This window comes from Aerococcus sp. HMSC062A02 (assembly GCF_001809535.1).
Taxonomy (GTDB): Bacteria; Bacillota; Bacilli; order Lactobacillales; family Aerococcaceae; genus Aerococcus.
Genome location: NZ_KV797940.1, coordinates 11,056 through 35,884, shown reverse-complemented (window position 1 = coordinate 35,884; position 24,829 = coordinate 11,056). Strand labels below are relative to the sequence as shown.

Genomic DNA, 24,829 nt, shown 5'->3' with positions numbered 1-24,829 from the left:
TTAGTGAGCCTCCATTTTCTTTTGATTGCGTTGACTGAGATAATTAAAGAGCGCACGTACGATTAAATTCGTGAGGAAAAGCATAATCGATAGGATGAAAACCTCATTGAATTTGTTGTAATATTGTAATTCTTGGATCTTGGTGGTCATGAGAATAGTCCGTGTCGAATAGAGGAAGACCACAGCGGAGATGGTTACCATGGAATTGGTGAAGTAATAGCTCATCACTTCAAATAGAGCCGTCACCGCATTGGGCGTCAGAATCCGCCAAACGGTTTGGAAGAAGTTGTCGCCCATGAGAGCGGCCGTGGTTTCCCAGGACTTGGAGAGCTTATCGAGACTGCTCTTCAGGGTAAGATAGGGCGTTGAGAAGTAGTGGATAATGTTAGCGATGATAATGATTGTGAAGGTGGACTTAAGCGGGGTCCCATTGATCACCAGAAGGAAGGCCAGACCTAGTACCATCCCTGGAATAGTATTGGAGATGGTGGCCATGAGGTCGATGGCCTTCTTGATGAAAGCAGGCTGCTTGCTGCGGGTGGTTAGGATGGCAGCCAAGTAAGCCAATGCCGTTCCGATGACAGCCACTAAGAGACTGATGAAGACCGAATTAGTGAAGGCCTTGGTAATGGTTGAATCCCTGAAGGCCGACACCAAGTGCTTGCTGGTCCAGGACAGGTTATAAGGCCAGGACTCGGTAAAGGGAACAATAAAGATTGGGATAAAGATCATCAGGATAAAGGCAACCACCAGGATGGCCAAGATAGCGAAACACAGGTCACGCACTTTGTTCTCCTTGGCCCTAAAATCTGAGAAATTATCATATTCAATGGATTGTTTGTCCAGGTAGTGGAGGATGGCCATGGAGATAATGGACGGCAGGAGCATCATTAGAGAAATCACGGCCCCATTGTTGAAGTTAGGGATGGTTCCTAGCATCTGATTGTAGAGGGAGGTAGCGATGACTTCATAATTGCCTCCGATATAAGACGGAATCCCATAATCGGTAAAGGCCATGAAGAAGGCTTGGATGACGGCAGCCCCCAGAGAAGGCAAGAGAGGCACCAGGGTGGTGGTCCAGAGCCGCTTGAAGTACTTATCCCCCATCAAGCGCGAAACCAGGGTGAAGCGCTTGTCGATAAAGGACATGCCGTTATTGATCATTAAGAAGGTGACAGGTAAGGTATAGATGGTATAGCCTAGCAGTAAGCCTTTGAAACCATAGAAATCCGGGGCATCGATATTTAAGAGCCGGGTAAAGAGGCCCTGGTTACCGATAGAATAGATAATGGTGAAGCCATAGGTAATGGTGGGCAGGAGCATGGGGATCATAATCAGAAGACTGAGCGCTCGCTTCAGACCGGGGCTCATATTGGTAAAGTTCACCGCAAAGGCCATAAGGAAGGCAATAAAAACAGAGAGGAGGGCCGAGCTGAGGGCGATGACCAAACTGTTCTTAAAAATTTGCCCGATATTCCCTGTTTGGAAGACATTCTGGAAGTGCTGGAGGGTGAACTGGCCCTCTTCAAGGAAGGCCACCCCAAAGGAATTGATTAGAGGATAGAGCAAGGCTAAGAGAAAGAAAGCGATAATGGTCCAGCTGAGGAATGTTGTTGTCTTTGACTCTCTCATCCTAGACGCTCTCCTTTACGGGCTCTTCCTGGAAGAGACCCACAATATTATCCCGCTTGATCCTTAATTGGTTGAGGATGAATTGGTCAACAAATTCACTCGCCGGTTGGGCGACAATCTGATGGCTGCTTGAATATTGTTCCACATGCCCCTGGTTTAAGATGATGACCTTATCCGATAGGGTCAGAGCTTCTTCGGGGTCATGGGTAACCATGATTGTGGTCAATTGGTATTTCTTGGCGATGGTGTGGATCCGCTCCTTAATCTGTTCTTTGATGACGCCATCTAAGGCAGAGAGGGGTTCATCGAGGAGGAGGATCTTGGGCTTCATCACTAGGGTACGGGCCAGGGCCACCCGTTGTTTCTGCCCGCCAGACAATTGCCGGATGGATTTTTCCAGGTGTTTCTCTAGGTTAAGTAATTGGATGAGGTCTTGGACCTCGGCTTGACTGGAAATATCGGGATTATTCTTCAAGCCGTAAGTAATGTTGTCGTAGACATTGAGGTTGGGGAAGAGGGCATAGTCTTGGAAGACAATATTGAAGCCCCGTTTCTCCATAGAGGTCTTGGTAATATCTTGGCCCTGGTAGCGAATTTGACCAGAGCTAGCTGGGATAATGCCGAGGATTAGATTCAAGAGGGTGGTCTTGCCACAGCCGGAAGGGCCGAGAATGGAGACAATATCACTCTCCTCAATGCTGAGGTTGATATCGTGCAAGACTTGGGTATCACCGTAGCTCTTGGTGACATTGATTAACTCGAGCAAGTTAAGGACTCCTTTCGATTTTTAACAGACATGACTTAACAATGGTTTACATCAGTTCGAACTAATTCAAGTATACACACCTAATGTAAACTTGATGTAAAAATGCCGTTAATTATCGGTAAATGATAGACTGCTTCTGTGAAGAAATCATTTCAGATCAGCCAATTTATGTTAAGATTTGTAAAGACGACAATAACAAGAAAGGAGCGCTTGACATGCTTCAAGCCGAACGCCACCAAAAAATTTTGGAACTCTTGGCCAGCCAGCAAGTAGTCAAAACCTCTGAATTGAGTGATTATTTTAACTTATCACGGCAAACCATCCACAATGATATTGATGTCATGGAGAGCAAGGGACTCTTGCAGAAGGTCCATGGCGGGGCAGTCTCCAATAAGGTGGCTATCGAACCGGAAGCCCACCAGCGCAAGCAGCAATTCCCCCGTGAGAAAGATGCCATTGCCCGCCAAGCCGTCCAATTTGTTAAAGAAGGGGAGACCCTCTTCATCGATATGGGAACGACGACGGCTGCCATGGTGCCCTATCTTCTTGCCTTCAACCAATTGACTATTATTACTAATAATGTCCAGGTCGCCATGGAGGTGCGGGAGAAGGCTGGCTTTACCGTGATCCTCCTAGGAGGGAATTTAAGGGCTAAGGAAATGTCGACGTCAGGTCCTGACACTGTCCAAGCCTTGAAGAAATATTATGCCGACCGGTGCTTCCTCGGGGCTAGTGGGGTCTCAGCTAAGCAAGGTTTTACGGATTACCACCTCGATGAGAACCAGGTCCGTCGGCAGATGATTGCCAATGCTAGGCACAGCTATGTCCTCTGTGACCATTCCAAGTTAAACCAGCATACCCTGGAACAGTTCGCTTCCTTATCAGATATTGAGAGCTTAATTGTGGATGCTTGCCCAGACGAAGACCTAAGAGCAGCCCTAGTTGACCAGGGCCTTGAATTGATTGAAACGGAAGCTAAGACCAGGGTCTAGGTCAGACATGGCCCTAGCTTTGCAAGCTTGCCTTCCCATGCTATAATGCGGTAAAAGCGTTCGAAAGAGACGGAGGTTCGTGATGACAGTTAAATTACTTGCGATCGATATGGATGAAACCCTCTTAAGGTCGGATAAGACCTATGATGCCGAGGCCTTCTTAGACATGGTGAAGGACTTGCGCAAGCGCGGAGTTGTGACTTGCATTGCTAGTGGCAATAGCCTCTCCAAGCTGGAATACTACTTGTCGGGTCCCCTGCAAGACCTGGTTTATTTGGCTGGTGAGAATGGCAATGTCATTGAAAAAGAAGGCGAGCGGATTGAAGAGAAGGTCATCGCTTTAGATGACTTACTGGCCCTGGACCAGGAAGTCCACGCCAATCCCAACTACAGCTCCTTAGTCAGCGCTGGGGATGGCTTCTATTCCACCCGCTTGATTGCTGAGAATGAGGCCAATATTCGGATTTATTGTCCCGATATTACCCTCCTAGATTCCTATGCAGAGCTTGAAGACTTGGGCCACCATCCGGTGAAATTAGCGGTCAATTCCTTTGAAGGGCTGGCGGCCAATAAGGATTTCGTGACTCAGATGAATGCGACCTTCCCGCGGATAACGGGCGTGACCTCTGCGACCATGTGGATGGACTTCATCAATGCCGAGGGAGGTAAGGGATCAGCTGTGCGTTACCTGCAGGACAAGTACCAGATCCGTCCCGAAGAGACCATGGCCTTCGGGGATAGCCTGAATGACGCTTCCATGATGGGAGAGGTTGGCTACTCGGTGGCCATGGCCAATGCCGATCCCGATCTCAAATCCCTCTGCCGCTACGAGATTGGCAGCAATAATGAAGGGGCTGTGCTCCAAGTCCTCAACCGCTATTTGGAAGCAGGGGATTTGGACTTTATGGAGGATTTTGTGCGGTCAGGCAAGTAAATAATAGAAAAAAAGCGGAAGCGAATGATCTGATTTTATAAAGAACAATCGCTTCCGCTTTTTGTATGAATTAATATAGAGGCTATGTAATTAAGTTCTAGAAACTGGCACTATAGCTGTCAAGCGTGACTATAGCATTGTAAACATCTTGGGCAGTATAATTTTTTTGCATTTGATGAATAGTTTCACCTTCTTGAGTTGCAAGTTCTGCTACTGACATCAGATTGTCTTTCGATGCTTGATCGAGATGGAGATCATTTAGTCGAGTAGGTAAGCCAATCTCTTTATAGAAGTTCAAGTAACGATCGAGTTCTTCCTTAGAACGATTTTCTAAGACAAGCTGGGTGAGAGTACCATAAGCCACTTTCTCTCCATGACTCAGCTGATGGATGTCTCCAGACAAGGCTGTAAAGCCATTATGGATGGAGTGAGCAGCTGCTAGTCCACAGCTTTCAAATCCGACACCACTGAGCAAGGTATTCGCTTCAACCACTTGTTCCAGTGCTTCTGTCGTCACCTGACGTTCACAAGCACTAATTGCTTGTTTAGCATTTTCAAACAAGGTATCTTGGCATTTTTCTGCTATAGCTAGGGCGGCTAGAGTTGCTTTACCGCCTAACATATTATCGCCATTGCCTTCATAAATACTCCGACCTTCAATATAAGTTGCCAGAGCATCACCAATTCCGGCTACTAATAAATGACTAGGGGCATTGGCAACGACTTGTGTGTCAATTAGAACCAAGTCTGGATTTTTCTTATAAAAACGATAGCCTTCGAAAACTCCTGCTTCAGAATAGATAACAGATAAGGCTGAAGTTGGTGCATCGGTAGAAGCAATTGTGGGAATAATAATAACATCTTGGTTGATCTCATCAGCAATAGCCTTGGCTGAATCGATGGTCTTCCCTCCACCTAAGCCAACGATTATTTCTGTCTTTTCTTTTCGGCAAATATCACTCACTCGGTTAATCTCTTGATTTGAAGCTTCACCATTGAAAGGGATGTAGGTCACTTCTAGACCTTGATTTTCTAAGTGTTTATGGAAATTGCTTCCAATAATATGGTACACATTGTCATCACTAAGCAAGGCAAGTTTCTGACCATATTCCTTAAAGATTTCTATTTCAGTCTCTAAAATATTAGATCCTTGCATATATTTACTAGGACTAGTAAATATTTTCATTTAAAAAACTCCTTTATTTTAAGGTCGAAATACTTGAACCGTCCCCATGAATCGCAGACCAATCAGAGGAGAAGTCAGCAATAGCTTGGCCAATTTCAGCCATCTTTAAAGCCTTGGTGAGGACATCTGGCGCAGCAGTGATGCTCTGGGCACCAGCTTCTAAGGCTTTAGAAACTTGCCCTGCATTCTTAAAGCTCGCTGCTAATATTTTTGTGGAAGCTTGACTCCTTTCAATTTGTTGGGCCATATGGTGAATACTCTGGTCGGGCGAGAGGCCAATATTTTCAATCCGATTATAATAAGGGGCAATATAGTCAGCACCAGCGGCAATGGCTAAGTCAGCTTGGATAGTGGTATAGATGGCAGTAGCAGTAATTTTAAAACCTTGTTTTTTAAGTTCTCGTATGGCTTTTAAACCTTCCAAGTTAGTTGGAATTTTAATGAATACATCTTGATCAATTTCATTAACTATCCGTTTGGCATCTTTGATCATACCTTGGTAATCTTCAGCAACGGTCTGAACATGCAAGCTCCGTTCTTTACCAATAATATTGCGAATCTGCCTTAAATGCTCAAAAAATGATACATTTCCTTCTTTTTTCAATATAGAGGGATTAGATGTGATCCCACTAATCGGAAGAAAGTCTGTTAAATGTTTGATTGTTTCAATATTTGCTGTGTCTAGTAAGAATTCCATTATGATTACTCCTTTAATATTGTTCTAGTTTTAGTGTATCCTCCACTTTATTTATTGTCAATTGAATGTTATATTAGTTTCAAACGTAAATTTAATATGCACATATGTGAATTTTGTAGAAAGAGGATTTATATGACAGAAAAAGACCGCATGATAGCTAAAATAGCTTATCTTTATTACGAAAAGAATAAGACGCAAGAAGAAATTGGAAATTCCTTTAAAATTCATCGGTCCACTGTGAGCCGTTTACTCGACCAAGCAAGAAAAGAAGATTTAATTTCCTTTCAATTGAAGCTTCCTGAAGCAGATAGCATTAGGCTAGAAGATTTCGTTAGAGAATATTATCAATTAGAGCGGCTAGAGATTGTCGACAATCAAGTCGGTGAAAGTATCGATGAAATCAGGGAGAGAGTAGCTGAGCGTGCTGCTTTTGTTATCCGACAAGTTATCCAGGACGAAATGCAGGTGGGGTTATCATGGGGAGCTAGTTTAAAAGCGAGTATTGATAAAATTCATCCTAAACAAAGTAAAAGTACATCTTTTTATCCGATAGCAGGGGCTCCAAGTTCATTGAATAGCTCTTATCACGTTAATACTCTAGTTTACCGAATGGCTCAAATATTTCATGGCGAAACAATGTATATCAATCATCAGGTAGTACAAGAGACAAGTTTTCTAGCCAATAAAATTTATCGGCAAAAGGAGATGCAAGAACTTCAAGCAAAATGGAAACATTTAGATTTATTGATCATGGGCATTGGAGGAGAATTAAATTTTTCGGAGAGTCCTTGGCGAGATTTACTCACAGCTTCTGACCGTTATGAGTTAGAGGCTAAGGAAGTTGTTGGTGAACTGTGTTGCCGATTCTTTGATAATGAAGGGCGACCAGCCAATACAGAATTAGATCAGCGCATTATTGGTATGGCGCTTCACGAGCTTCTTCAAGTCCCTCATAAGCTAGCAATCGCTTTTGGCAAGCATAAGGTGCGAGCTATTCTAGTAGCGATGAAACAAAAATATATTAATACTTTAGTGACTGATCGTCAGACCATCGAAGCTGTGTTAGCCTTAGAGAAAGCAGAAAGATAATAAAAAGGGCTGCAAAGGGGAATATGAATCTCCTTTGCAGCCCTATTTTGTTAATTTAGAAGTTTAAATATAATCTTCAATCATTAGTAGGTCCAGCAGTTTTTGGATAGGGTTTAGCTTTTCTTTTTGACATAAATTAAAATAATTGAGAATTCGAATGAGAGTCTCCTCACTGTAGGTATAATATTCCCCCAAGAGATAGCTTTCTACTGAGATCATCTGATCAGTTTCTTCATGCTGATATAGTGGACGTTTAAGGATATAGTCTGTTTTTCCTCCAGCCTTTAAGTTTTGATAATAAGCAATGACCATCGCTGTTAGTTGCTGGCTGAGTATTTTTTTATGCGGGGAGGGTTCAGCTAGATAATGACAGATGATGGGATTAGTCAGGGCCATGATGTAGGCATACTTATCCCTTACAATATTCCTTCCTTGATAGTGAGCTTGCTGGATGTCTTGTAAATAAGATGAAAGAATCTCCTCATCAAAGATATACCATTGGGCAAGCCGAGATAGGATGAAATTTTCAGGATGGTTTTGGCAGATGCTTTTATTTTTTTCATCATTAGTGCTAATAAAATCCTTTAATTCTAAATCAACAATCTGTGTGATAAGTTCATCTTTAGACATTTTATACCTCCAATGTCCATAAATTGCTCTCTCTGAGCTTAGGGTCTTTAATATGTTGAGCTAATTCATCGGCTTGTATTAATAGAAAATTATCTGTGGACTTACTCAGTTCCTCTCGGCACCAGTAGTTTGTTAGGAGTTGAGTCATTTGTTCGATGACCTGATGATTTTGTAAGTCAAAAGGTTGCTGGACCAGTTGGTTGAAGCCTTTGACGGTTAATGACCCAAATAGAGGACAGTCCAGTAAGGAGGCTTGTTGCCATTTATAGAAAGGCTGATAGCGCTTATTGATCAGGTGGATGAGATGGCTATAGTGGTTCATAAATAAAGCTAAGCTTTGGAAACTTGCTAGATAATTTTTACGCTTTAAACAGCGGCTATAATTATATTGTCCAGCTTGGGCAGCTTGTAAACAGTGGTAGGATAGTCGTTTTAGCCAAATATCTTTAGGATAATAAGCTTGAATCGCTTGACGATATTGGCTAAATAAGCCATAAGAATCCCAAAAAACTTGCCCATTAGAAGCTGTTAAGAGTCCATTTTCAGGGATGGTAAGTAAATTTAAATCATCAGTGGGCCAATGGCGGATGCCTGTATAATGCTCATAGAAATCTTCCAAGACCATAGGATGTAATTTAGCATCATAGTCTACTTTGAGTTGGTTGACAATGGCTTTTGAACTTGTAAGATATTTTTCAGGTAGCCAAATGCAACAACGTCTCTCAAAATCATGGTCCTTAGAATAATCATCGTCGTAACCTAAACATTCAGATCCTGGTCCGACCAAACCAATGGCAGAAATTGTTAGCAATCGAGGGAAGTTCTTTTGTAGATAGGGATAAAGTTCTTCTGCAAAGAAAGCCTGGGCGAGTTGCATACCTGAGTTTGCTTTAGTCATGCAGGGCCCCCCTAACAATTTCTAAATTACTTTTAACAGATTGATAGTCAGGACTATTTTCCCCATAGCTTTGTGCTAAGAATTTTAAACTTGTTTGGAAACTCGTTTTACTGGCTTCATAATTTTTATTTTTTTGGTGGATAAGACCTTGGTTGTTTAAGATAGCTGCTTGGATTGGAGCATTGTGTTTAAGCTTATCTCTAGCTAAATCTTTAGCTTGATCTAAATAAGACTGGGCTAAAGATAAATCCCCCTGGTTTAAATAGAGGCTGGTTAAATTATTGTAGCTTGTGACTAAGGGAAGAAGATATTTTTCATCTGCTTGAAGGTAGGTAATAGTTTCTTTTAAAAGTTGGATGGCTTCTGTATCTTCTCCCAAACTTTGATAGAGTAAGGCAAGATTATTGCAGAGACTAGTGTAATTGTAGTCAAAACAATGAATATCTTCGAATACATATTTAGCTCTTTTAAATATATATAAAGCTAATTTATGACGCTTTTGCACTCGATAGAGATTGGCTAGATTGACTAAAGCTGTCCCATAAGGTGGATGCTTTTCAGCATGAATCTGTTCTAGCAGCTTAACGACCTCTGTTAGAGCTTTTTCGGCTTCTTGCAGATTACCGGTCACGCGAAGAGCCCCACCATACTCTGATAGAATTTCAATTGTTTTTGACGTATTCCCTACTTGCCTTGCTAATTGAAGAGCTTCCTCTAAAGGGCTGAGCATAGCTTCCTCTTTTCCCTCACGCCAGAGACTATGAGCTTCATGTAATTTGCTTTGAATGCGATCATTTATCATTAAATCTCTCCATTCTATATGGAAACGGTAATGCCAGCAGCTTCAAGAATCTGTTTGTAGTCTTCTAAGTCTTCAGCATGGAGTTGGGGCACATTTTTCATCTTATAGTCTCGGTTAAGATATTTATATTTATTTTCTCCAAATTGGTGAAAGGGTAAGAGTTCAATGGCATCAATATGCATATCATTTAGCTTGTGTGCAAATTGATGGGCGACTTCCAGACTGTCATTAAAATTAGGAATAATTGGAATGCGAACAATAACTTGGTCATGATGTTCCTTGGCATACATAATGTTCTTTATGACTAACTCATTAGGCACACCTGTTCCTAAACGATGTTGCTTAGAGTCAGGATGCTTAAAATCAATAAAAATTAGATCCATTTGCTCAATAAAATGACTGAATGTTTTTGTTGACGCATAGCCAGTTGTTTCGCAAGCCATATGGATACCTAAATCACGTAGTCGTCTAGCTAATTCGGTTGCAAATTCAGCCTGAAAAAGGACCTCGCCTCCTGAAAAAGTAACCCCTCCTCCAGATTCTTCATAGAAGACACGATCCTTTAGCACTTCATTAATAATGTCATCATAGGTCTTGTATTCGCCAACAGTCGTGATGGCTTTTTTTGTGTTATCCCACATATCTTCAGGTTTTTTGAGTTGAGATTCGGGATTTGAACACCAGAAGCAGCGTAAGGGGCATCCCTTGAAGAAAACAACAGATCGAATTCCTGGGCCGTCATGGATGCTATATTTTTGGATGTTAAATATTAATGCTTTATCTTTGACTTTATTTGATTCAGCTATCATTATCGTCACCTCTTCTTCACTAGAATAGCACCTAATCATTACATTTACAATATTATATTATTTCAAATGAAAGAAATAAACGGAATAAATTTGTTTTCGCACATATGTGAAAATAATAATGAAAGAGCTCTAGGCTATTGAAAATATATAATTTGAAATATAGAATACATTTAAATGAAAGCGTTTAATTATTCGAATATAAGTGCTTAATGGAAGGAAGAAGTATATGTATTTGGCCTTTGATATGGGAGGGTCTGCCGTTAAGTATGCGGCATTAGACCGATCTGGAAATATTCTATATAAGAATAAATTTCCTTCTCCTAAAGATTCATTAGATGATCTGATTCATCAGATGTTTGCTATTGTGGAAGAACTTGACGGTAAAGAAGGGCTTAAATGTCGAGGCATTTCGATGTGTTGCCCCGGTGTTGTTGATTCTTATCAAGGAATTGTATATTGGGGAGGCAACTTGCCTTATCTGCACCAAGCTAATTTAAAGAAGATCTTTATGGAACGTTTTAATCTTCCCGTATCTGTTGAAAATGATGGTAAGGCAGGAGCGCTTGCTGAATTATGGCGAGGAGCCATTCATGATGTCAGAGATGCCGTGGTACTTGTTCTGGGGAGCGCCATAGGGGGCGGGATTATTATTAATAATCAATTACACCGTGGAGCTCATTATTCGGCAGGAGAAGTTTCATACATGGTAGGGGATCCGACTGATACACCTGATGTTTATCTCAGACAAGGCTTTGATGCTTCAGCTCCTAAGATGATAAGGAGCATTGCTCGTTTAAATGGACTAGCTGAAGATACGGATGGTCAGATTGTGTTTGATTATATTAAGCCTGAAAATAAAGAATCATGGCAGGTTTTTACGACCTATTGCCGCAAGATTGCGCGTATGATTGTCAGTCTTCAATATATTATTGATCCTGAAAAATTTGTAATCTGTGGTGGAATCAGTGCTCAAGTCTTAGTTCGGGATCAAATTTATAATGAAATTAAGCAAATGTATGAAGCTAATAAGGAGTATTCGATGCTTCCTGTTATTGTTCAATCGTCACTAAATAATGATGCTAATCTCTATGGTACGCTCTATCATTTCATTGAAGAACACCTTGAAGATGATTACCGTGCTATATTGGACCAGAAATAAGGAGGAGAAAAATGACTGGACAAAAATCAAATAAAATATTGGATCCGATTTTAACGGGGGTTGACTATATGTTACCTGTTGTTGTTGCAGGTGGGATTATGTTAGGACTTAGTTTTTTGGTAGATGATGCCAGTATTAATCCAGAGACATTTGGAACGAATACAAGTGTAGCGGCATTCTTTAATACTAATGGAAACTTACTTTTTTCCTTTATGCTCCCTGTTTTTGCTGCAGCTATTGGTTATAAAATAGCAGGTACAGCCGCTATTCCAGCTGGTTTACTTGGTGGGGCTTTATCGAATGCAGGTCGGTCTAGTTTCTTTGGTGCCTTAATCCTTGGCTTTGCTGTAGGTTATCTGGTGAATTTTCTAAAGAAAGTATTGCGCCGAGTCCCAGATAGTATACAGGCTTTAGTTACAATTTTAATTATTCCTCTAGTCTCAGCCCTATTAATTGGCTTAGCTTCAGTTTTTATAGTGGAACCTCTTTTGGGACAAGTCAATGAATCGCTGACCCAGATGCTTGCAGGGATGAGTGGATCCAGCCAAATTATTTTAGGTATGGTATTAGCAGGTATGCAGATGGTAGATATGGGTGGACCCATTAATAAAGTAGCTTATCTCTTTGCGACTGCTCAATTGGCGGAAGGTAATTATACGATGATGTCTGCTGTCCTAGCAGGAGCCTTAATTGGCCCTTATGTCACAGGTATTGCTAGTTTACTTTTTAAGCAAAATTATTCCAAAGAAGAGCAGAGTCAGGGAATTTCAAATTTAATTATGGGACTGGCAGGAATATCAGAAGGGGGCATTCCCTTCTTAGTAAAGAACCCTTTGCAGGTTGGTGTAGCTTGTATTGGTGGTGCTATGTTAGCAGGTGCCCTATCCGTAGCCTTGGGGTGCTCAGTCATGGCTCCTTTTGGTGGATTCTTTATCTTACCATTAAATGCGAATCCCTTTGGTTTCGTCATCGCTGTTGTATCGGGTGTGATTCTAGGTCTTATACTCTTAGTTTTAATAGGTAAGTTGAAGCTCAGTAAGAGTAAATAATGAATAAATGCTTTAGTTGGTAGGAGGATTAACATGAAAAAAACAATAGAAGATCTCAGTAATATCATCAAAGAAAAGTTCGCCTTAAAACATTTGTTGGTTGTGCCAACAGATCCTGAGGATTCTGAGGCAGATAAGGAGAAGAAATTAAGTCTGGCTGGAGCAGAATTTTTGGAAGACCAGGTTAACAGCGGTGATTTAATCGGCTTGTCCTGGGGTGAAACGGTTGGGAATGTTGTTGATCAAATTGAAAACAAAAACCAAGTAAAAGATGTCTTGGTTTTACCTGTAGTTGGAGGCCCTAGTCATATTGATTCTGAGTATCATGTGAACACTTTAGCCTACAAATTAGGGAAGAAATTGTCCGGGAAAAGTATCTTCATTAATGCTACGGTTATTCAAGAAACGATTGAACTAGCAGATGGTATTCAATATTCAAGATATTTTTCAGGGATTAACGATCGTTGGGAAGACCTGGATATTGCCTTAGTAGGGGTCGGCGGTCCCTTGCGGTATCGGAGAGAACATTGGCGCGATTTAATTAATAATTATGATCTCGAGGACCTAAGAAAATATAATGCGATTGGAGATTGTTGTTGTCGTTTTTATGATATCGATGGTAATCAAATTCACTCGCAGCTAGATAAGCGAACAATTGGTATCGAACTCGATCATTTAGCAACTATCCCTCTATCTATAGCAATTGCCAGGGATAATATCAAAGCTGTCTCTATTTTAGCTCTATTGCGCGGTCATTATGTTAACGGTTTAATCACTGACCAAGAGACCATTGAGGAAATTCTACGCTTAGATAATCTAGGATGATTAATCATTAAAAATATGTTTGACTTTCGAATGAAAGTATAATATACTTTAAATGTAGAAAAATGTAGGCGAAAATATTTAAGGAGAGAGCAAAATGGAAACAAGTATCAAAGAAAGTGTCCCACATTTTGGTTTATTAACAGACCGTATGGCTAATTATCGGGAAGCCGTTCTTAGTCAAAAACCTTATATTTGTTCCGATCGGGCCCTACTAGCGACAGAGGCTTATAAGAAATATGAAAGTGCTCATGTTTATACTAAACGTGCTAAAATGTTAGAAAATATTTTAGTAAACATGAAGATCTTTATTGAAGATGACACCTTAATTGTTGGCAATCAAGCTTCACAAAATAATGCGGCACCAATTTTTCCAGAATATACTATGGAATTTGTGATTGATGAGTTAGATAGCTTTGAGTTACGAGATGGGGATGTCTTCTATATCACAGAAGAAACTAAAGATGACTTAAGATCGATTGAGTCCTTCTGGCAAGGTAAAACGCTGAGAGATTATTCAAAAAATATCCTACCAGAAGAAATTCGTCCTTTTCTTGGTTTCTTTGGCATGGAAGGGAAGATGAACTCAGGGGATGCGCACTTAGCAGTAGACTACGCAGCTGTCCTAAAATATGGACTTAAGGGTTATGAAAAACGTGTTCAAAAACAATTAGAAAACTTAGATTTAGCTGCTTTAGGTAGTATTGATAAATATCACTTCTACCACGCCATTTTAACTGTTCTTAATGCGGTAAGAACTTATGCTGGTCGTTTTTCAAGTTTGGCTACAGAAATGGCGAAGACTGCTGATCCTAAACGTGCAGAAGAGTTAAGACAAATTGCTGAAATAACAAGTCGTGTACCTTATGAGCCAGCACATAATTTTAGAGAAGCAGTTCAATCGGTTTGGTTTATCCAACTGATTTTGCAAATTGAATCGAATGGTCACTCCTTATCCTATGGCCGTTTTGACCAATATATGCACCCTTACTTGGCGAAAGATTTAGAAGAAGGGACCTTAACTGAGGATGAAGCGGTAGAATTACTAACGAATTTATGGATCAAGACTATCACCGTGAACAAAGTGAGGAGCCAATCTCATACCCAAAGCTCTGCAGGGAGTCCTCTCTATCAAAATGTGACCATTGGCGGCCAAAAAGCTAATAAGGAAGACGCTGTTAATAAATTATCTTATTTAGTCTTGCGAAGTGTGGCACAAACTAAGTTACCTCAGCCAAATTTGACAGTTCGTTATCATTCAGGTTTAGATGCAGATTTTATGAATGAGTGTATTGAAGTAGTTAAACTAGGATTCGGCATGCCAGCCTTCAATAATGATGAGATTATTATTCCATCCTTTATTGATTACGGCGTCAAAGATACAGATGCCTATGATTATAGTGCGATCGGATGTGTTGAAACAGCAGTTCCAGGTAAGTGGGGTTATCGCTGTACAGGCATGAGCTATATGAACTTCCCTAAAATTCTTCTGATTACTATGAATGATGGGATTGATCCTAAAACCGGCTTACGTTTCAGTGAAGGAATGGGCCACTTTAAAGATATGACTTCATATGATGAGCTGATGAAGGCTTGGGATAAGATTGTTCGTGATATTACGCGAATGAGTGTGATTGTCGAAAACTCATGTGACATTGGATTAGAGCGAATGGTTCCAGATATCCTTTGTTCAGCCCTCACTGAAGACTGTATTGGACGTGGTAAAGCGATTAAAGAAGGGGGCGCTCTTTACGACTTTATTTCGGGATTGCAAGTTGGAATCGCCGATATGGCTGACTCCCTAGCTGCAATTAAGAAGTTAGTATTTGAAGAGAAGAAGATTGGAAGGGAAGAATTATGGGAAGCTTTAATGAATAACTTCCAATCTGAGCGTGAACAAGAAATTCAATACATGCTTATCCACGATGCACCTAAATATGGGAATGACGATGAATACGTAGACCAACTCATTGTCGAAGCGTACGATAGTTATATCGATGAAATTGATAAGTATCCTAATACTCGTCATGACCGCGGACCAATTGGCGGGAAACGTTATGCGGGTACCTCATCTATCTCTGCCAATGTAGGCCAGGGGATGGGAACTATGGCGACGCCGAACGGTCGGAATGCGTGGGAACCTTTGGCAGAAGGGTGTTCTCCTTCGCATAATATGGACCAACATGGACCAACCGGAGTTTTGAAGTCTATTTCAAAACTCAAGACAGATAAGATTGTTGGAGGGGTCTTACTCAATCAAAAAGTTAATCCACAGACCCTAGCTAAGGATTCTGATAAACAGAAGCTGATCATGCTTATCCGGACTTTCTTTAACCGCCTGAAAGGCTACCATATTCAATATAATGTAGTTTCACGTGACACTCTGATTGATGCTCAAAAACATCCGGAAGATCATAGAGATTTAATTGTCCGGGTAGCTGGCTACTCTGCCTTCTTTAATGTACTTTCTAAAGCTACACAGGATGATATTATCGAAAGAACCGAACATACTTTGTAAGAATTAGGCAAAGTAAAAAAGGCTGCGCTAATATGGACTGCAGCCTTTTTTTATCATTATAAGGTAGAAATTTTATGCAGTAACGACTTCAATCTGGTGGGAATTAAAGTAAGCCTTACTTTCTTCGGAGATTCCTTTATCTGTATAGATCATTGCGATATCGCTAAGGTCAAATTCAGCGACTCTACCTCTTTGTTGAAATTTACTGGAATCAGTTAGAATAATCGTTTCTCTAGCGATTTGGCGCATAGTGTTAGCTGTTTGTGAGCGTTCTATATCCGTTCCCATGAAGCCCTTTTCCTTATCGAAGCCATCGATACCAACAAAGAACTTATCGACAAAGAAATTATTAACATTTTGTTCAACAAGAGGGCCGATATTTACTTGAGAGTCTTTTTGATATTCGCCACCTAGTAGAATAATTCTCACAGAAGGATACTTGCGAATATAAGAGGCAATGAAGCACGAATTTGTAATAATCGTGACTTGTTTATTGGAACGAGCGATTTCTTCGGCAAGAAGGGTGCAGGTTGACCCAGATTCAATCATAATCATGTCATCATCTTGGATAGCTTCAGCAGCAGATTGAGCGATTAAACGTTTAAGGTTGTAGTTTTGAGCTAAACGGAAATTGATATCATCGCTATTATTAATGACTGCATAACCGTGTTCACGATGGAGGATACCACGTTCTTCAAGTTTATCTAAATCTTTGCGTATGGTCACACTAGAGACACCAAGTTTTTCTGCTAGGCTATTAACTGGAACCTTTTTTTCCTGGTTCACGAGGGCAATTATATCTTCTTGACGTGACATAGAATCCTCCTTAAATTGTAAATTATTTTAACTATAGCATATGTTTTTCTGAATAACAATACCTTGTCTTTCAAATGAAAGTGAAATTTTAAAAAACTTTTGTCAAAGGGGTCATTAAAAACAGAGTTAGTAGTTTACAAATTCCAAAAGAATCGGTATAATATGGTCGACTTTATATTTACCATTAAGCAACGACAGTCAAAGTGTCCGTCTGCTTCCTAGTTTCTAGGGGGCAGACTAGGCACTTTTTTTGTTAGATAAATTAAGACGATTATAGGCTAAGGAAGAATGCTAAGGAAAGGGAGCGTGGGTTTATGTTTACGGAAGCTTTTGATACGATTGCTGCGATTTCGACGGCGCCTGGTGAAGGGGCGATTGGGATTGTGCGCTTGTCGGGGACTGATGCGGTCGAGATTGCGGATAAGATTTACCGGATGGGGAAGAAGCACTTGGCTGACCAAGACAGCCATACCATCCACTACGGCCATATTGTGGACCCCAAGACGGATGAAGAAATCGATGAGGTCATGGTGAGCGTGATGCGGTCGCCGCGGACCTTTACCCGGGAAGACATTGTAGAGATCAACTGCCACGGTGGGATGTTAGCGACCCAGCGGATCCTGGAATTGGCCCTGCGCGAGGGCTGTACCATGGCGGAACCTGGTGAATTCACCAAGCGAGCCTTCCTGAACGGTCGGATTGACTTGACCCAGGCCGAAGCCGTCATGGATGTGATCCGGGCCAAGACAGACCGGTCCATGCAGCAGGCGGTCAACCACTTGGACGGCCACTTGTCTTCTATCATCAAGGACCTGCGCCAGGAAATCTTGAATACCCTGGCCCAGGTCGAGGTGAATATCGATTATCCAGAATACGATGATGTGGAGGAAATGACCCTCTCCCTCCTGGCTGAGAAGACAGCCCAGGTCAAGGCAGGTATCCAATCCTTGCTAGCGACCTCCAAGCAGGGGAAGATCCTGCGTGATGGCTTGAACACTGCCATTATCGGCCGGCCTAATGTGGGCAAGTCTAGCCTGCTCAATACTTTGCTCAGAGAAGACAAGGCTATTGTGACGGACATTGAAGGGACCACCCGTGACACTATCGAGGAATATGTCAATGTCCGTGGGGTTCCTTTGAAACTCATCGATACGGCAGGTATCCGGGAGACTGAAGACCAAGTCGAACGAATCGGCGTGGAACGGTCTCGGAAAGCCCTGGAACAAGCTGACCTGGTCCTCCTCCTCCTCAACCAGAGCGAGCCTTTGACTGATATGGACCGGGAATTATTGGAACTGACAGCAGGAAGCCAACGGATTGTGATCTTTAATAAGACCGACCTGCCAACAAAACTCGACCGGGCTGAATTAGAAAGCTACTTAGCAGATGATCCAGTGATTGAAACCTCCATGGTCGAACGAAGCGGCTTAGATGCCTTGGAAGAAGACATCGCTGAGCTCTTCTTCAGTGGACAGACGGGCGAACGAGATGCGACTTATGTGACGAATTCTCGCCACATCGACCTCTTGCAGAAGGCCGACCAAGCCTTGGATGATGTCGAGTCCGGGATTGCAGCCGGCATGCCCGTCGACCTGATCCAAATCGACTTTACCCGGGCCTGGGACTTGCTCGGTGAGATTACTGGAGAGAGTGCTCCGGATGAACTGATTACTCAACTCTTTACCCAATTCTGCTTGGGCAAGTAAGGACAGAGAAAGGATGAAATGATGGTAGAACAATTTGCAGCTGGAGACTATGACGTTGTCGTTGTCGGGGCTGGCCATGCGGGCTGTGAGGCAGCCTTAGCGACCGCTCGGATGGGACAGAAGACCCTCCTGATTACGATTTCTATTGATATGGTGGCCTTTATGCCTTGTAACCCTTCGATTGGGGGACCAGCCAAGGGGGTAGTGGTCCGTGAGATCGATGCCCTAGGCGGGGAGATGGGGGTCAATATCGATAAGACCTACATCCAAATGCGGATGCTCAATATTGGCAAGGGCCCTGCTGTCCGCGCCCTCCGCGCCCAAGCCGACAAGGAAGCCTATGCCCGAACCATGCGCCAAACCATTGAAAACCAAGAAAACCTGGACTTGCGCCAGGGTATCGTGAGTGACTTAATTGTTGAAGACGGCCAGTGTCGGGGGGTTATCACGGAAACAGGGGCTGTTTTCCGTAGCCAGGCAGTGATCTTAACAGTCGGGACAGCAGCTCGCGGTGAAATTATTATCGGTGACCTGAAATATTCTTCAGGTCCCAACAACTCCCAGGCCGCTACTGAATTGACTAAGAACTTAGCTGAGAAATATGGCTTTGACATTGTCCGCTTCAAGACGGGGACCCCACCCCGGGTAGCCAAGGATAGCGTGGACTATGACCAAACCAGCATCCAGCCCGGGGATGAAGCTCCCCACCACTTCAGCTTCCTCTCTGACGATGAAGACTACCTGCCTGCAGACGAGCAGATCCCTTGCTGGCTGACCTATACCAATGAAGGCACCCATGAGATTATCCGTGAGAATTTGGACCGGGCCCCTATGTTTACAGGGATTGTGGACGGGGTTGGTGCCCGCTACTGCCCATCGATTGAAGATAAGATTGTGCGCTTTGCCGACAAGGACAAGCACCAGCTCTTCTTGGAACCGGAGGGCCGCTACACCAATGAAATTTATGTCCAAGGCCTGTCGACTTCTATGCCGGAAGAAGTCCAAGAAGCCATGATCCATTCCATCAAGGGCTTGGAAAATGCCCGCATCATGCGCGACGGCTATGCCATTGAATACGATGTGGTTCGGCCTAATCAATTGAAGGTCACTTTTGAAACCAAGCATATCGACAACCTCTATACTGCCGGCCAGACCAATGGGACTTCAGGCTACGAAGAAGCAGCCGGCCAAGGCCTCTATGCGGGGATCAACGCCGCCTTGAAGATCCAGAGCAAGGACCCCTTCATTATTGGCCGCGACGAGGGCTATATCGGGGTCATGGTGGATGACTTGGTCACCAAGGGGACGACCGAACCCTACCGCCTGCTCACTTCTCGGGCAGAATACCGGCTCCTCCTCCGCCATGACAATGCTGACCTCCGCCTGACGGAATACGGCCGCCAGCTCGGCCTGGTAACGGACGAGCGCTACCAACGCTATCTCTTCGAACAGAATGCGGTCATGTCCGAGCTCAACCGCCTACAAACCACCCGGCTCAAGCCGACTGCCGACCTCCAAGCTTACCTAGAGGACAAGGGCTCTGCTCGCTTGAAGGATGGCATCCTGGCCGCTGACCTGCTCAAACGGCCTGAACTAAAAATTGCTGATATCTTGAAATTCGCCCCATCCGACACCGACTACCCCCACGAAGTCTGGGACCAAGTCGAGATCCAAGTTAAATATGCCGGCTACATCGAAAAAGCCCAGCGCAATGTGGACAAACTCCACCGGATGGAATCCAAGGTTATCCCTGAAGACATCGACTGGGAAGCCATCGAAGGCATCGCCACCGAAGCCCGCCAACGCCTAGCCGAAATCGGCCCCCGCACCCTGGCCCAAGCCAGCCGCGTCTCCGGCGTCAACCCCGCCGACATCTCCATCCTTGCCGTGTACCTGCAATCAGGGAAAGTTAAAAGGGTGGAGAATATATAAATGGTGCTAGTGAGCATCCGTTCCGCTTTTGAATTTGATCCTTAAAAGCCATGGCACCGGCTCGAGCCAAGGTCTCTCGCCTAGCGAGATTCAAACGGCTCGTACGGCTAAAGCCTACGATCCGTAATTCTCTTCGCTTGCTTTTTCATGGCTAAGGATCAACTTCAAAGCTCCACTCTTGCTCATAAGGACATGGTTAAGTAATTTTGATTCAATTCTTAGTATGCAGTATCATTAAAAATCAAAGAGTGTCTATCTTTCTGCTTTCTGGAATTCGACTAACTATCTCTAATCAACCCTCAAACAGGAGCCTGGATTGTGTGTTGGCTGCTGTCAACACACAATCGTAAGCTCCAAGTGTGGACTGCTAGACTTCAATACACACTCAGGATCTTGGATTGTATGTTGACAAGTTTCAACCCACAATCAACCCTTTCCAGTGAGGCTTACTAGGTCCCAATACTCACTCAAGCCCTTCGAGTGAGGCTTGGCCTTATCAAGCTTCACTGAAAAATAAGGAAAACCAAGCCTACAAGGATGAAAGACCTTGTAGGCTTGGTTTTTCTGCTTGTGCTAAGCAAGGCCCAGGGGGAAGCCGGCGCTATTCCAATCCGATAAATAAAAAAGACCAGTAACTTCCAAGAGTTCAGAAGTTTACTGGTCGTAGATGATAGATTTATTTTTCCTTTGCCTTCCGAGCGCTCTGATCCTTCACTGCTAGAAGGAGGAAGAGGGCGGTGGATAGGCTGAGTAAGAAGTATTGGATAGTTTGGTCTGCATGGACAAAAGCTATTAGGTTGAAGAATAGAAAAAGATAGATTAATGAATTGGTATGTTTCATATATTTAAAAGTAAGTAAGCCTTATCCTTACTTCACTTCCTATCATTGACGGTTTTTCTTGCCTTCTTCATAGAAATATTTAGCCAAGCGAGTCAGTGGCCAACACACAATTACTATGAAGATGACAAAAATGAAGAGGCGGAAGAAATAGTTCTCCCAAGAGTCAAAGTCGCGGAAAACACTGAGGACAGAATAGACAATAAAGATCCTAGTCGAATAGCCGATAAGTTGATTTTTATACTGTTTAAAGAAATCCATGAAATCCCTCTATTCCTTAGTCTTCGGTCTGCGGAAGACCATGCCTAAAACGACAGCAAGGATAAAAAAGGAAAGAGAGAGGAGCATCCGATGGCTGGGTGCGGAGAAATGCTCGACCAGCAAGATGTAATTACTGATGAGCAGACCAGCTATAATGAGCAATTTAATTAATTCCGGTGTGCGGTATAAGAATTGGTGAACTCTATCCATAAAACGCCTCTCCTTTCGCTGTCTGTCTTTCATTTACACTTTTATTTTAACAAGGATAAGAAGCGCTTTCAAAGAGACTTGCTTCTATTCGATATATATATGGAGCATTTTTATATGGTTCGTTATTTATTAATTTGTATGACAAGCTTAGTGGGATGTCCTAGCCAGTCTATCTGCTCTCACTCCCTTTCTCATAAATCTTTTAGGCGGCCAAGCTTGACTTTTTGCTCAAAGATTGCCAAAATGATCGAATACAATGCTATTGGTGAAGTTTTTAGAGTGGAGGTAGAAGATGACGAGAAGTTTACGGGGAAATGACCAGGCCATGCCCTGGCCGGTGATTCTCCTGATGAGTGTGATTACATTATTAGCGATTATTTCTGAATTATTGCCGGCGGGTCTCTTGACGGAGATGGGCGAGAGCCTGTCCGCGGATTATTCCATGGTGGGCCAATTTGTTGGGGCCTATGCCCTGACCGCTGCCCTGGGTGCGATTCCGGTGACCCGGATGGTAACTAAGGTCAACCGCCGCCCCCTCTTGATTGCGGTGGTCCTAGGCTTTGGTCTGGGAAACTTATTGACAGCTATTTCGCCTTACTTCTGGCTGGTCATGGGGGCCCGCTTGATTGGTGGCGTTTGTGCGGGCTTGATGTGGTCCATGTTGGCAGCCTATACCCTGCAAATGGTGCCGGCTGCCCATGCGGGTCGGGCGGTAACCCTGGTCTTCTCGGGTTCTACCATTGGCCTGAGCCTGGGCGTGCCCTTGATGACCTATATTGGCCAAGCCATGCACTGGCGCTTAGCCTTTGGATTGGTGGCTTTAGGTTTCTTCATTGTTGCTGCTTTTGGCTATAAGCTCTTGCCTTCAGTGCCTGGCCAATCCAGTGCCCACTTGATTAGCCCCAAGGATATGGTGAAGAACCGCAACGTGATGATGGTGGTTGTCCTCACCTTCCTCTTTGTCTGTGCCCATTACACCAGTTATGTCTATATTCAGATGATTGCGGAAAGATTAGGCATGGGCCTTCAAGCCATGCAGATTGTCTTTGGATTGGGTGCTATCTGTGCGGTAGTTGCAGTGGCCCGTTTGATCGACGACCACCTCAAGTCCATCATGCTGACGGTCTTTATTATCGGGATCATCGCCATGGCTATCTTCATCTGGGGCGCTTCCTCGCTCTGGTTGGGCTTCATCGGCATGTTCCTCTGGGGGCTCAGCTTCGGTCCGATTTCGACCCTGATGCAGACAGCTACCACCCGGCAAACCTCAGAGGGTCAAGATATTGCCATCTCCCTGCAGACGACCAGTTTCGACCTGTCAATTATGATTGCCAGCGGGGTCGGGGCCTTCCTCTTGAAGTCATTTGGCCTCTCAGCCACCCTGCTCTTTGCGATCTTTATGTTTGTGATGGGATTGGCCTTAGTTGTGACCCATCCTAAGAACTTTGAATAAGTGTTATCTCCTCCTAGGCACGAGCTTGGGAGGATTTTTTTGTGGGGGGAAGTATGCTATACTGACAATGATAATAGACGAGAAGGAGTCGATCGGAATGAAACGTGTGGTATTCCATGTCCATGAAATGAAATCATGGCCAACATTATTTACTTATTTAGAAAAAGCTTATGAAGTGACCCCTGACTTGAAAACGGTGGTTGTTGCCAATGGCGCAGCCGTTCGGATTGCTGAGCGTGAGGAGCTTCTCGACCAGGCCAAGCCTTGGTTGGACCGCGGGGTGACCTTTGAACTCTCCAAGCCCAGCTTAGAGCGGGAAGGGATTGACGAAGACCGAGTAGCCCAAGTTGGCCTAGAAGTTGCTTTAGATGGTGTAGCAGCCCTGATTGACTACCAACACGACCGCTATGCCTACATTAGAGTCTAGGAGGCGCCATGAATCCCGAACAATTTCAAAATAAACTCCAAGAGTCAGGTATCTCCCTGACCGACCAACAGATGGCCCAATTCGCCCGTTACTATGAGCTCTTGGTCGAATGGAATGAGAAGATGAACCTGACGGCCATTACCGACCGCGATGAGGTCTACCTCAAGCACTTCTACGATTCCCTGACCCTGGCCTTCCACGTTGATCTCTCCCAACCGCTGACCCTGGTAGACGTCGGGGCAGGAGCAGGCTTCCCGAGTATCCCGCTCAAGATCGCCTTCCCAGAACTCCAGGTCACTATCGTGGACAGCCTCAAAAAACGGATCGGTTTCCTGGATACGGTTATTGACGAACTCGGTTTAGACCAGGTTCAGGCCATCCACGACCGGGCCGAAACATTCGGCCAGAACAAGGCCCAACGCGCCCACTATGACCTGGCCACCGCCCGCGCTGTGGCTCGCCTTTCCGTCCTCGCTGAATTCTGCCTGCCCCTGGTCAAAAAAGACGGCCTTTTTGTTGCCATGAAGGGAGCCCAGGCCGAAGACGAACTCGCGGACGCCAAGAAAGCCATCGCCACCCTCGGCGGAAAATTCCTCGAAGACGCCGCCTTCGAACTCCCCGAAAACGCCGGCGAACGCCACATCATCCGTATCGCCAAGAAAAAAGAAAGCCCCAACAAATACCCCAGAAAGCCCGGCACCCCAGCCAAAAAACCAATTCAGTAAAAAAAAGGTGTGAGCGAGAGCGTTTAGCTTTGGATGCTTGGAGTAAGTCGGGATAAGGGCAAGCCACGCTTGCACGTTCCCGACTTGCGAAAGCACTCCAAAGCTGCTCTTGCGAACCCGACTATAAAGGGTGTGAGCAAGAGCGCTCAATCTCAAAGCAAGGTCTTAGCTAGCTTATTTTTATTATGGTGGTGCAGGGTGGCTTGTCTAGCCGCTGCCCAGCTTTCAAATGGAAGCGGAGTTTGAGAGTAGCGTGGGCCGAACTTTTAAATAGAGCTGATGGTTAGAAGTTGCACCACCCTACTCACTAATAATGCCTATCAAGACAATTTAATTCAAAACAAATAAGGAAGCAGTAGATTTTCTAAGTATCTACTGCTTCTTTTTTGCTTATTTCTGTTTTAGTGTCAGTGACTAATGATTTAAAAAAATTTATTACAATTGTTTTGAGCAGGAGTGGAGCTTTGAATTTGATCGT

General features: G+C 43.7%; 23 protein-coding genes. 12 read left to right on the top strand and 11 right to left on the bottom strand.

Going from position 1 to position 24,829, the window contains the following annotated elements; all coding sequences use genetic code 11:
* Complete coding sequence (locus HMPREF2626_RS08050) at nucleotides 1-1,632, bottom strand: ABC transporter permease subunit (RefSeq protein ID WP_070619899.1); 1,632 nt, start codon at nucleotides 1,630-1,632, stop codon at nucleotides 1-3.
* Between the two features lies 1 nt (nucleotide 1,633).
* Nucleotides 1,634-2,398, bottom strand: coding sequence for an ABC transporter ATP-binding protein (locus HMPREF2626_RS08045; RefSeq protein WP_070619896.1), 765 nt, complete (start codon nucleotides 2,396-2,398; stop codon nucleotides 1,634-1,636).
* Between the two features lie 215 nt (nucleotides 2,399-2,613).
* Between HMPREF2626_RS08045 and HMPREF2626_RS08040 the strand changes: the two genes are divergently transcribed.
* Complete coding sequence (locus tag HMPREF2626_RS08040; RefSeq protein WP_070619893.1) at nucleotides 2,614-3,390, top strand: DeoR/GlpR family DNA-binding transcription regulator; 777 nt, start codon at nucleotides 2,614-2,616, stop codon at nucleotides 3,388-3,390.
* Between the two features lie 82 nt (nucleotides 3,391-3,472).
* A complete protein-coding gene (locus tag HMPREF2626_RS08035) occupies nucleotides 3,473-4,324 on the top strand; it encodes an HAD family hydrolase (RefSeq protein ID WP_070619890.1) in 852 nt (283 codons plus the stop codon).
* 97 nt (nucleotides 4,325-4,421) lie between these two features.
* On the opposite strand, the gene HMPREF2626_RS08030 is transcribed toward HMPREF2626_RS08035, so the two are convergent.
* Together HMPREF2626_RS08030 and HMPREF2626_RS08025 are read right to left on the bottom strand one after the other, a co-directional pair.
* On the bottom strand, nucleotides 4,422-5,510 hold the full coding sequence (locus HMPREF2626_RS08030) for a glycerol dehydrogenase (RefSeq protein ID WP_070619887.1): 1,089 nt from the start codon (nucleotides 5,508-5,510) through the stop codon (nucleotides 4,422-4,424).
* A 13-nt stretch (nucleotides 5,511-5,523) separates the two neighbouring features.
* The gene (locus HMPREF2626_RS08025) at nucleotides 5,524-6,207 is read right to left on the bottom strand and encodes a fructose-6-phosphate aldolase (protein WP_070619884.1); all 684 of its coding nucleotides are present in this window, start codon (nucleotides 6,205-6,207) and stop codon (nucleotides 5,524-5,526) included.
* A gap of 132 nt (nucleotides 6,208-6,339) precedes the next feature.
* Between HMPREF2626_RS08025 and HMPREF2626_RS08020 the strand changes: the two genes are divergently transcribed.
* Nucleotides 6,340-7,296 carry a sugar-binding transcriptional regulator gene (locus HMPREF2626_RS08020; RefSeq protein ID WP_070619882.1) on the top strand — a complete coding sequence of 319 codons (957 nt, stop codon included), beginning with the start codon at nucleotides 6,340-6,342 and terminating at the stop codon, nucleotides 7,294-7,296.
* 63 nt (nucleotides 7,297-7,359) lie between these two features.
* On the opposite strand, the gene HMPREF2626_RS08015 is transcribed toward HMPREF2626_RS08020, so the two are convergent.
* Genes HMPREF2626_RS08015 through HMPREF2626_RS08000 form a run of 4 tightly spaced genes read right to left on the bottom strand, consistent with a single transcriptional unit; the run spans nucleotide 7,360 to nucleotide 10,435 of the window.
* On the bottom strand, nucleotides 7,360-7,926 hold the full coding sequence (locus HMPREF2626_RS08015; RefSeq protein ID WP_070619879.1) for a DUF4125 family protein: 567 nt from the start codon (nucleotides 7,924-7,926) through the stop codon (nucleotides 7,360-7,362).
* A 1-nt stretch (nucleotide 7,927) separates the two neighbouring features.
* Nucleotides 7,928-8,824 (bottom strand): DUF4037 domain-containing protein, encoded by an 897-nt coding sequence (locus HMPREF2626_RS08010; RefSeq protein ID WP_070619876.1) that lies wholly within the window; start codon nucleotides 8,822-8,824, stop codon nucleotides 7,928-7,930.
* Complete coding sequence (locus HMPREF2626_RS08005; protein ID WP_070619875.1) at nucleotides 8,817-9,626, bottom strand: tetratricopeptide repeat protein; 810 nt, start codon at nucleotides 9,624-9,626, stop codon at nucleotides 8,817-8,819. Before HMPREF2626_RS08005 ends, HMPREF2626_RS08010 begins: the two co-directional genes overlap by 8 nt.
* A 14-nt stretch (nucleotides 9,627-9,640) precedes the next feature.
* Entirely contained in the window at nucleotides 9,641-10,435 is a 795-nt protein-coding gene (locus tag HMPREF2626_RS08000; protein WP_070619872.1) for a glycyl-radical enzyme activating protein, read from the bottom strand.
* A gap of 226 nt (nucleotides 10,436-10,661) precedes the next feature.
* Between HMPREF2626_RS08000 and HMPREF2626_RS07995 the strand changes: the two genes are divergently transcribed.
* The 4 genes from HMPREF2626_RS07995 (at nucleotide 10,662) to HMPREF2626_RS07980 (ending at nucleotide 15,983) form a co-directional block, all read left to right on the top strand.
* Complete coding sequence (locus HMPREF2626_RS07995) at nucleotides 10,662-11,594, top strand: ROK family protein (RefSeq protein ID WP_070619869.1); 933 nt, start codon at nucleotides 10,662-10,664, stop codon at nucleotides 11,592-11,594.
* 11 nt (nucleotides 11,595-11,605) lie between these two features.
* The gene (locus HMPREF2626_RS07990) at nucleotides 11,606-12,643 is read left to right on the top strand and encodes a PTS fructose transporter subunit IIC (RefSeq protein WP_070619866.1); all 1,038 of its coding nucleotides are present in this window, start codon (nucleotides 11,606-11,608) and stop codon (nucleotides 12,641-12,643) included.
* Nucleotides 12,644-12,676: 33 nt separating this feature from the next.
* The gene (locus tag HMPREF2626_RS07985; RefSeq protein ID WP_070619863.1) at nucleotides 12,677-13,468 is read left to right on the top strand and encodes a sugar-binding transcriptional regulator; all 792 of its coding nucleotides are present in this window, start codon (nucleotides 12,677-12,679) and stop codon (nucleotides 13,466-13,468) included.
* A gap of 94 nt (nucleotides 13,469-13,562) precedes the next feature.
* A complete protein-coding gene (locus tag HMPREF2626_RS07980; protein WP_070619860.1) occupies nucleotides 13,563-15,983 on the top strand; it encodes a glycyl radical protein in 2,421 nt (806 codons plus the stop codon).
* A 72-nt stretch (nucleotides 15,984-16,055) separates the two neighbouring features.
* Here the strand turns inward: HMPREF2626_RS07980 and HMPREF2626_RS07975 are convergent, their stop codons facing one another.
* Nucleotides 16,056-16,799 carry a DeoR/GlpR family DNA-binding transcription regulator gene (locus HMPREF2626_RS07975; protein ID WP_070619857.1) on the bottom strand — a complete coding sequence of 248 codons (744 nt, stop codon included), beginning with the start codon at nucleotides 16,797-16,799 and terminating at the stop codon, nucleotides 16,056-16,058.
* A gap of 314 nt (nucleotides 16,800-17,113) precedes the next feature.
* On the opposite strand from HMPREF2626_RS07975, the gene mnmE reads away from it, so the two are divergent.
* Both mnmE and mnmG read left to right on the top strand, forming a co-directional pair.
* Complete coding sequence (gene mnmE / locus HMPREF2626_RS07970; protein WP_070619854.1) at nucleotides 17,114-18,505, top strand: tRNA uridine-5-carboxymethylaminomethyl(34) synthesis GTPase MnmE; 1,392 nt, start codon at nucleotides 17,114-17,116, stop codon at nucleotides 18,503-18,505.
* 21 nt (nucleotides 18,506-18,526) lie between these two features.
* Nucleotides 18,527-20,437, top strand: a complete 1,911-nt coding sequence (mnmG, locus tag HMPREF2626_RS07965; protein WP_070619851.1) for a tRNA uridine-5-carboxymethylaminomethyl(34) synthesis enzyme MnmG — start codon at nucleotides 18,527-18,529, stop codon at nucleotides 20,435-20,437.
* An 883-nt stretch (nucleotides 20,438-21,320) separates the two neighbouring features.
* On the opposite strand, the gene HMPREF2626_RS07960 is transcribed toward mnmG, so the two are convergent.
* Nucleotides 21,321-21,536 (bottom strand): hypothetical protein, encoded by a 216-nt coding sequence (locus tag HMPREF2626_RS07960; protein WP_070619847.1) that lies wholly within the window; start codon nucleotides 21,534-21,536, stop codon nucleotides 21,321-21,323.
* Nucleotides 21,537-21,545: 9 nt separating this feature from the next.
* A complete protein-coding gene (locus HMPREF2626_RS07955) occupies nucleotides 21,546-21,746 on the bottom strand; it encodes a hypothetical protein (RefSeq protein WP_070619844.1) in 201 nt (66 codons plus the stop codon).
* A 292-nt stretch (nucleotides 21,747-22,038) separates the two neighbouring features.
* On the opposite strand from HMPREF2626_RS07955, the gene HMPREF2626_RS07950 reads away from it, so the two are divergent.
* The 3 genes from HMPREF2626_RS07950 to rsmG all read left to right on the top strand — a co-directional run bounded on the left by HMPREF2626_RS07950 (nucleotide 22,039) and on the right by rsmG (nucleotide 24,351).
* Nucleotides 22,039-23,199 (top strand): MFS transporter, encoded by a 1,161-nt coding sequence (locus tag HMPREF2626_RS07950; protein WP_070619840.1) that lies wholly within the window; start codon nucleotides 22,039-22,041, stop codon nucleotides 23,197-23,199.
* A gap of 97 nt (nucleotides 23,200-23,296) precedes the next feature.
* Complete coding sequence (locus HMPREF2626_RS07945) at nucleotides 23,297-23,626, top strand: DsrE family protein (RefSeq protein WP_070619837.1); 330 nt, start codon at nucleotides 23,297-23,299, stop codon at nucleotides 23,624-23,626.
* A gap of 8 nt (nucleotides 23,627-23,634) precedes the next feature.
* On the top strand, nucleotides 23,635-24,351 hold the full coding sequence (gene rsmG / locus HMPREF2626_RS07940; protein WP_070619835.1) for a 16S rRNA (guanine(527)-N(7))-methyltransferase RsmG: 717 nt from the start codon (nucleotides 23,635-23,637) through the stop codon (nucleotides 24,349-24,351).
* Nucleotides 24,352-24,829 lie beyond the last annotated feature (478 nt).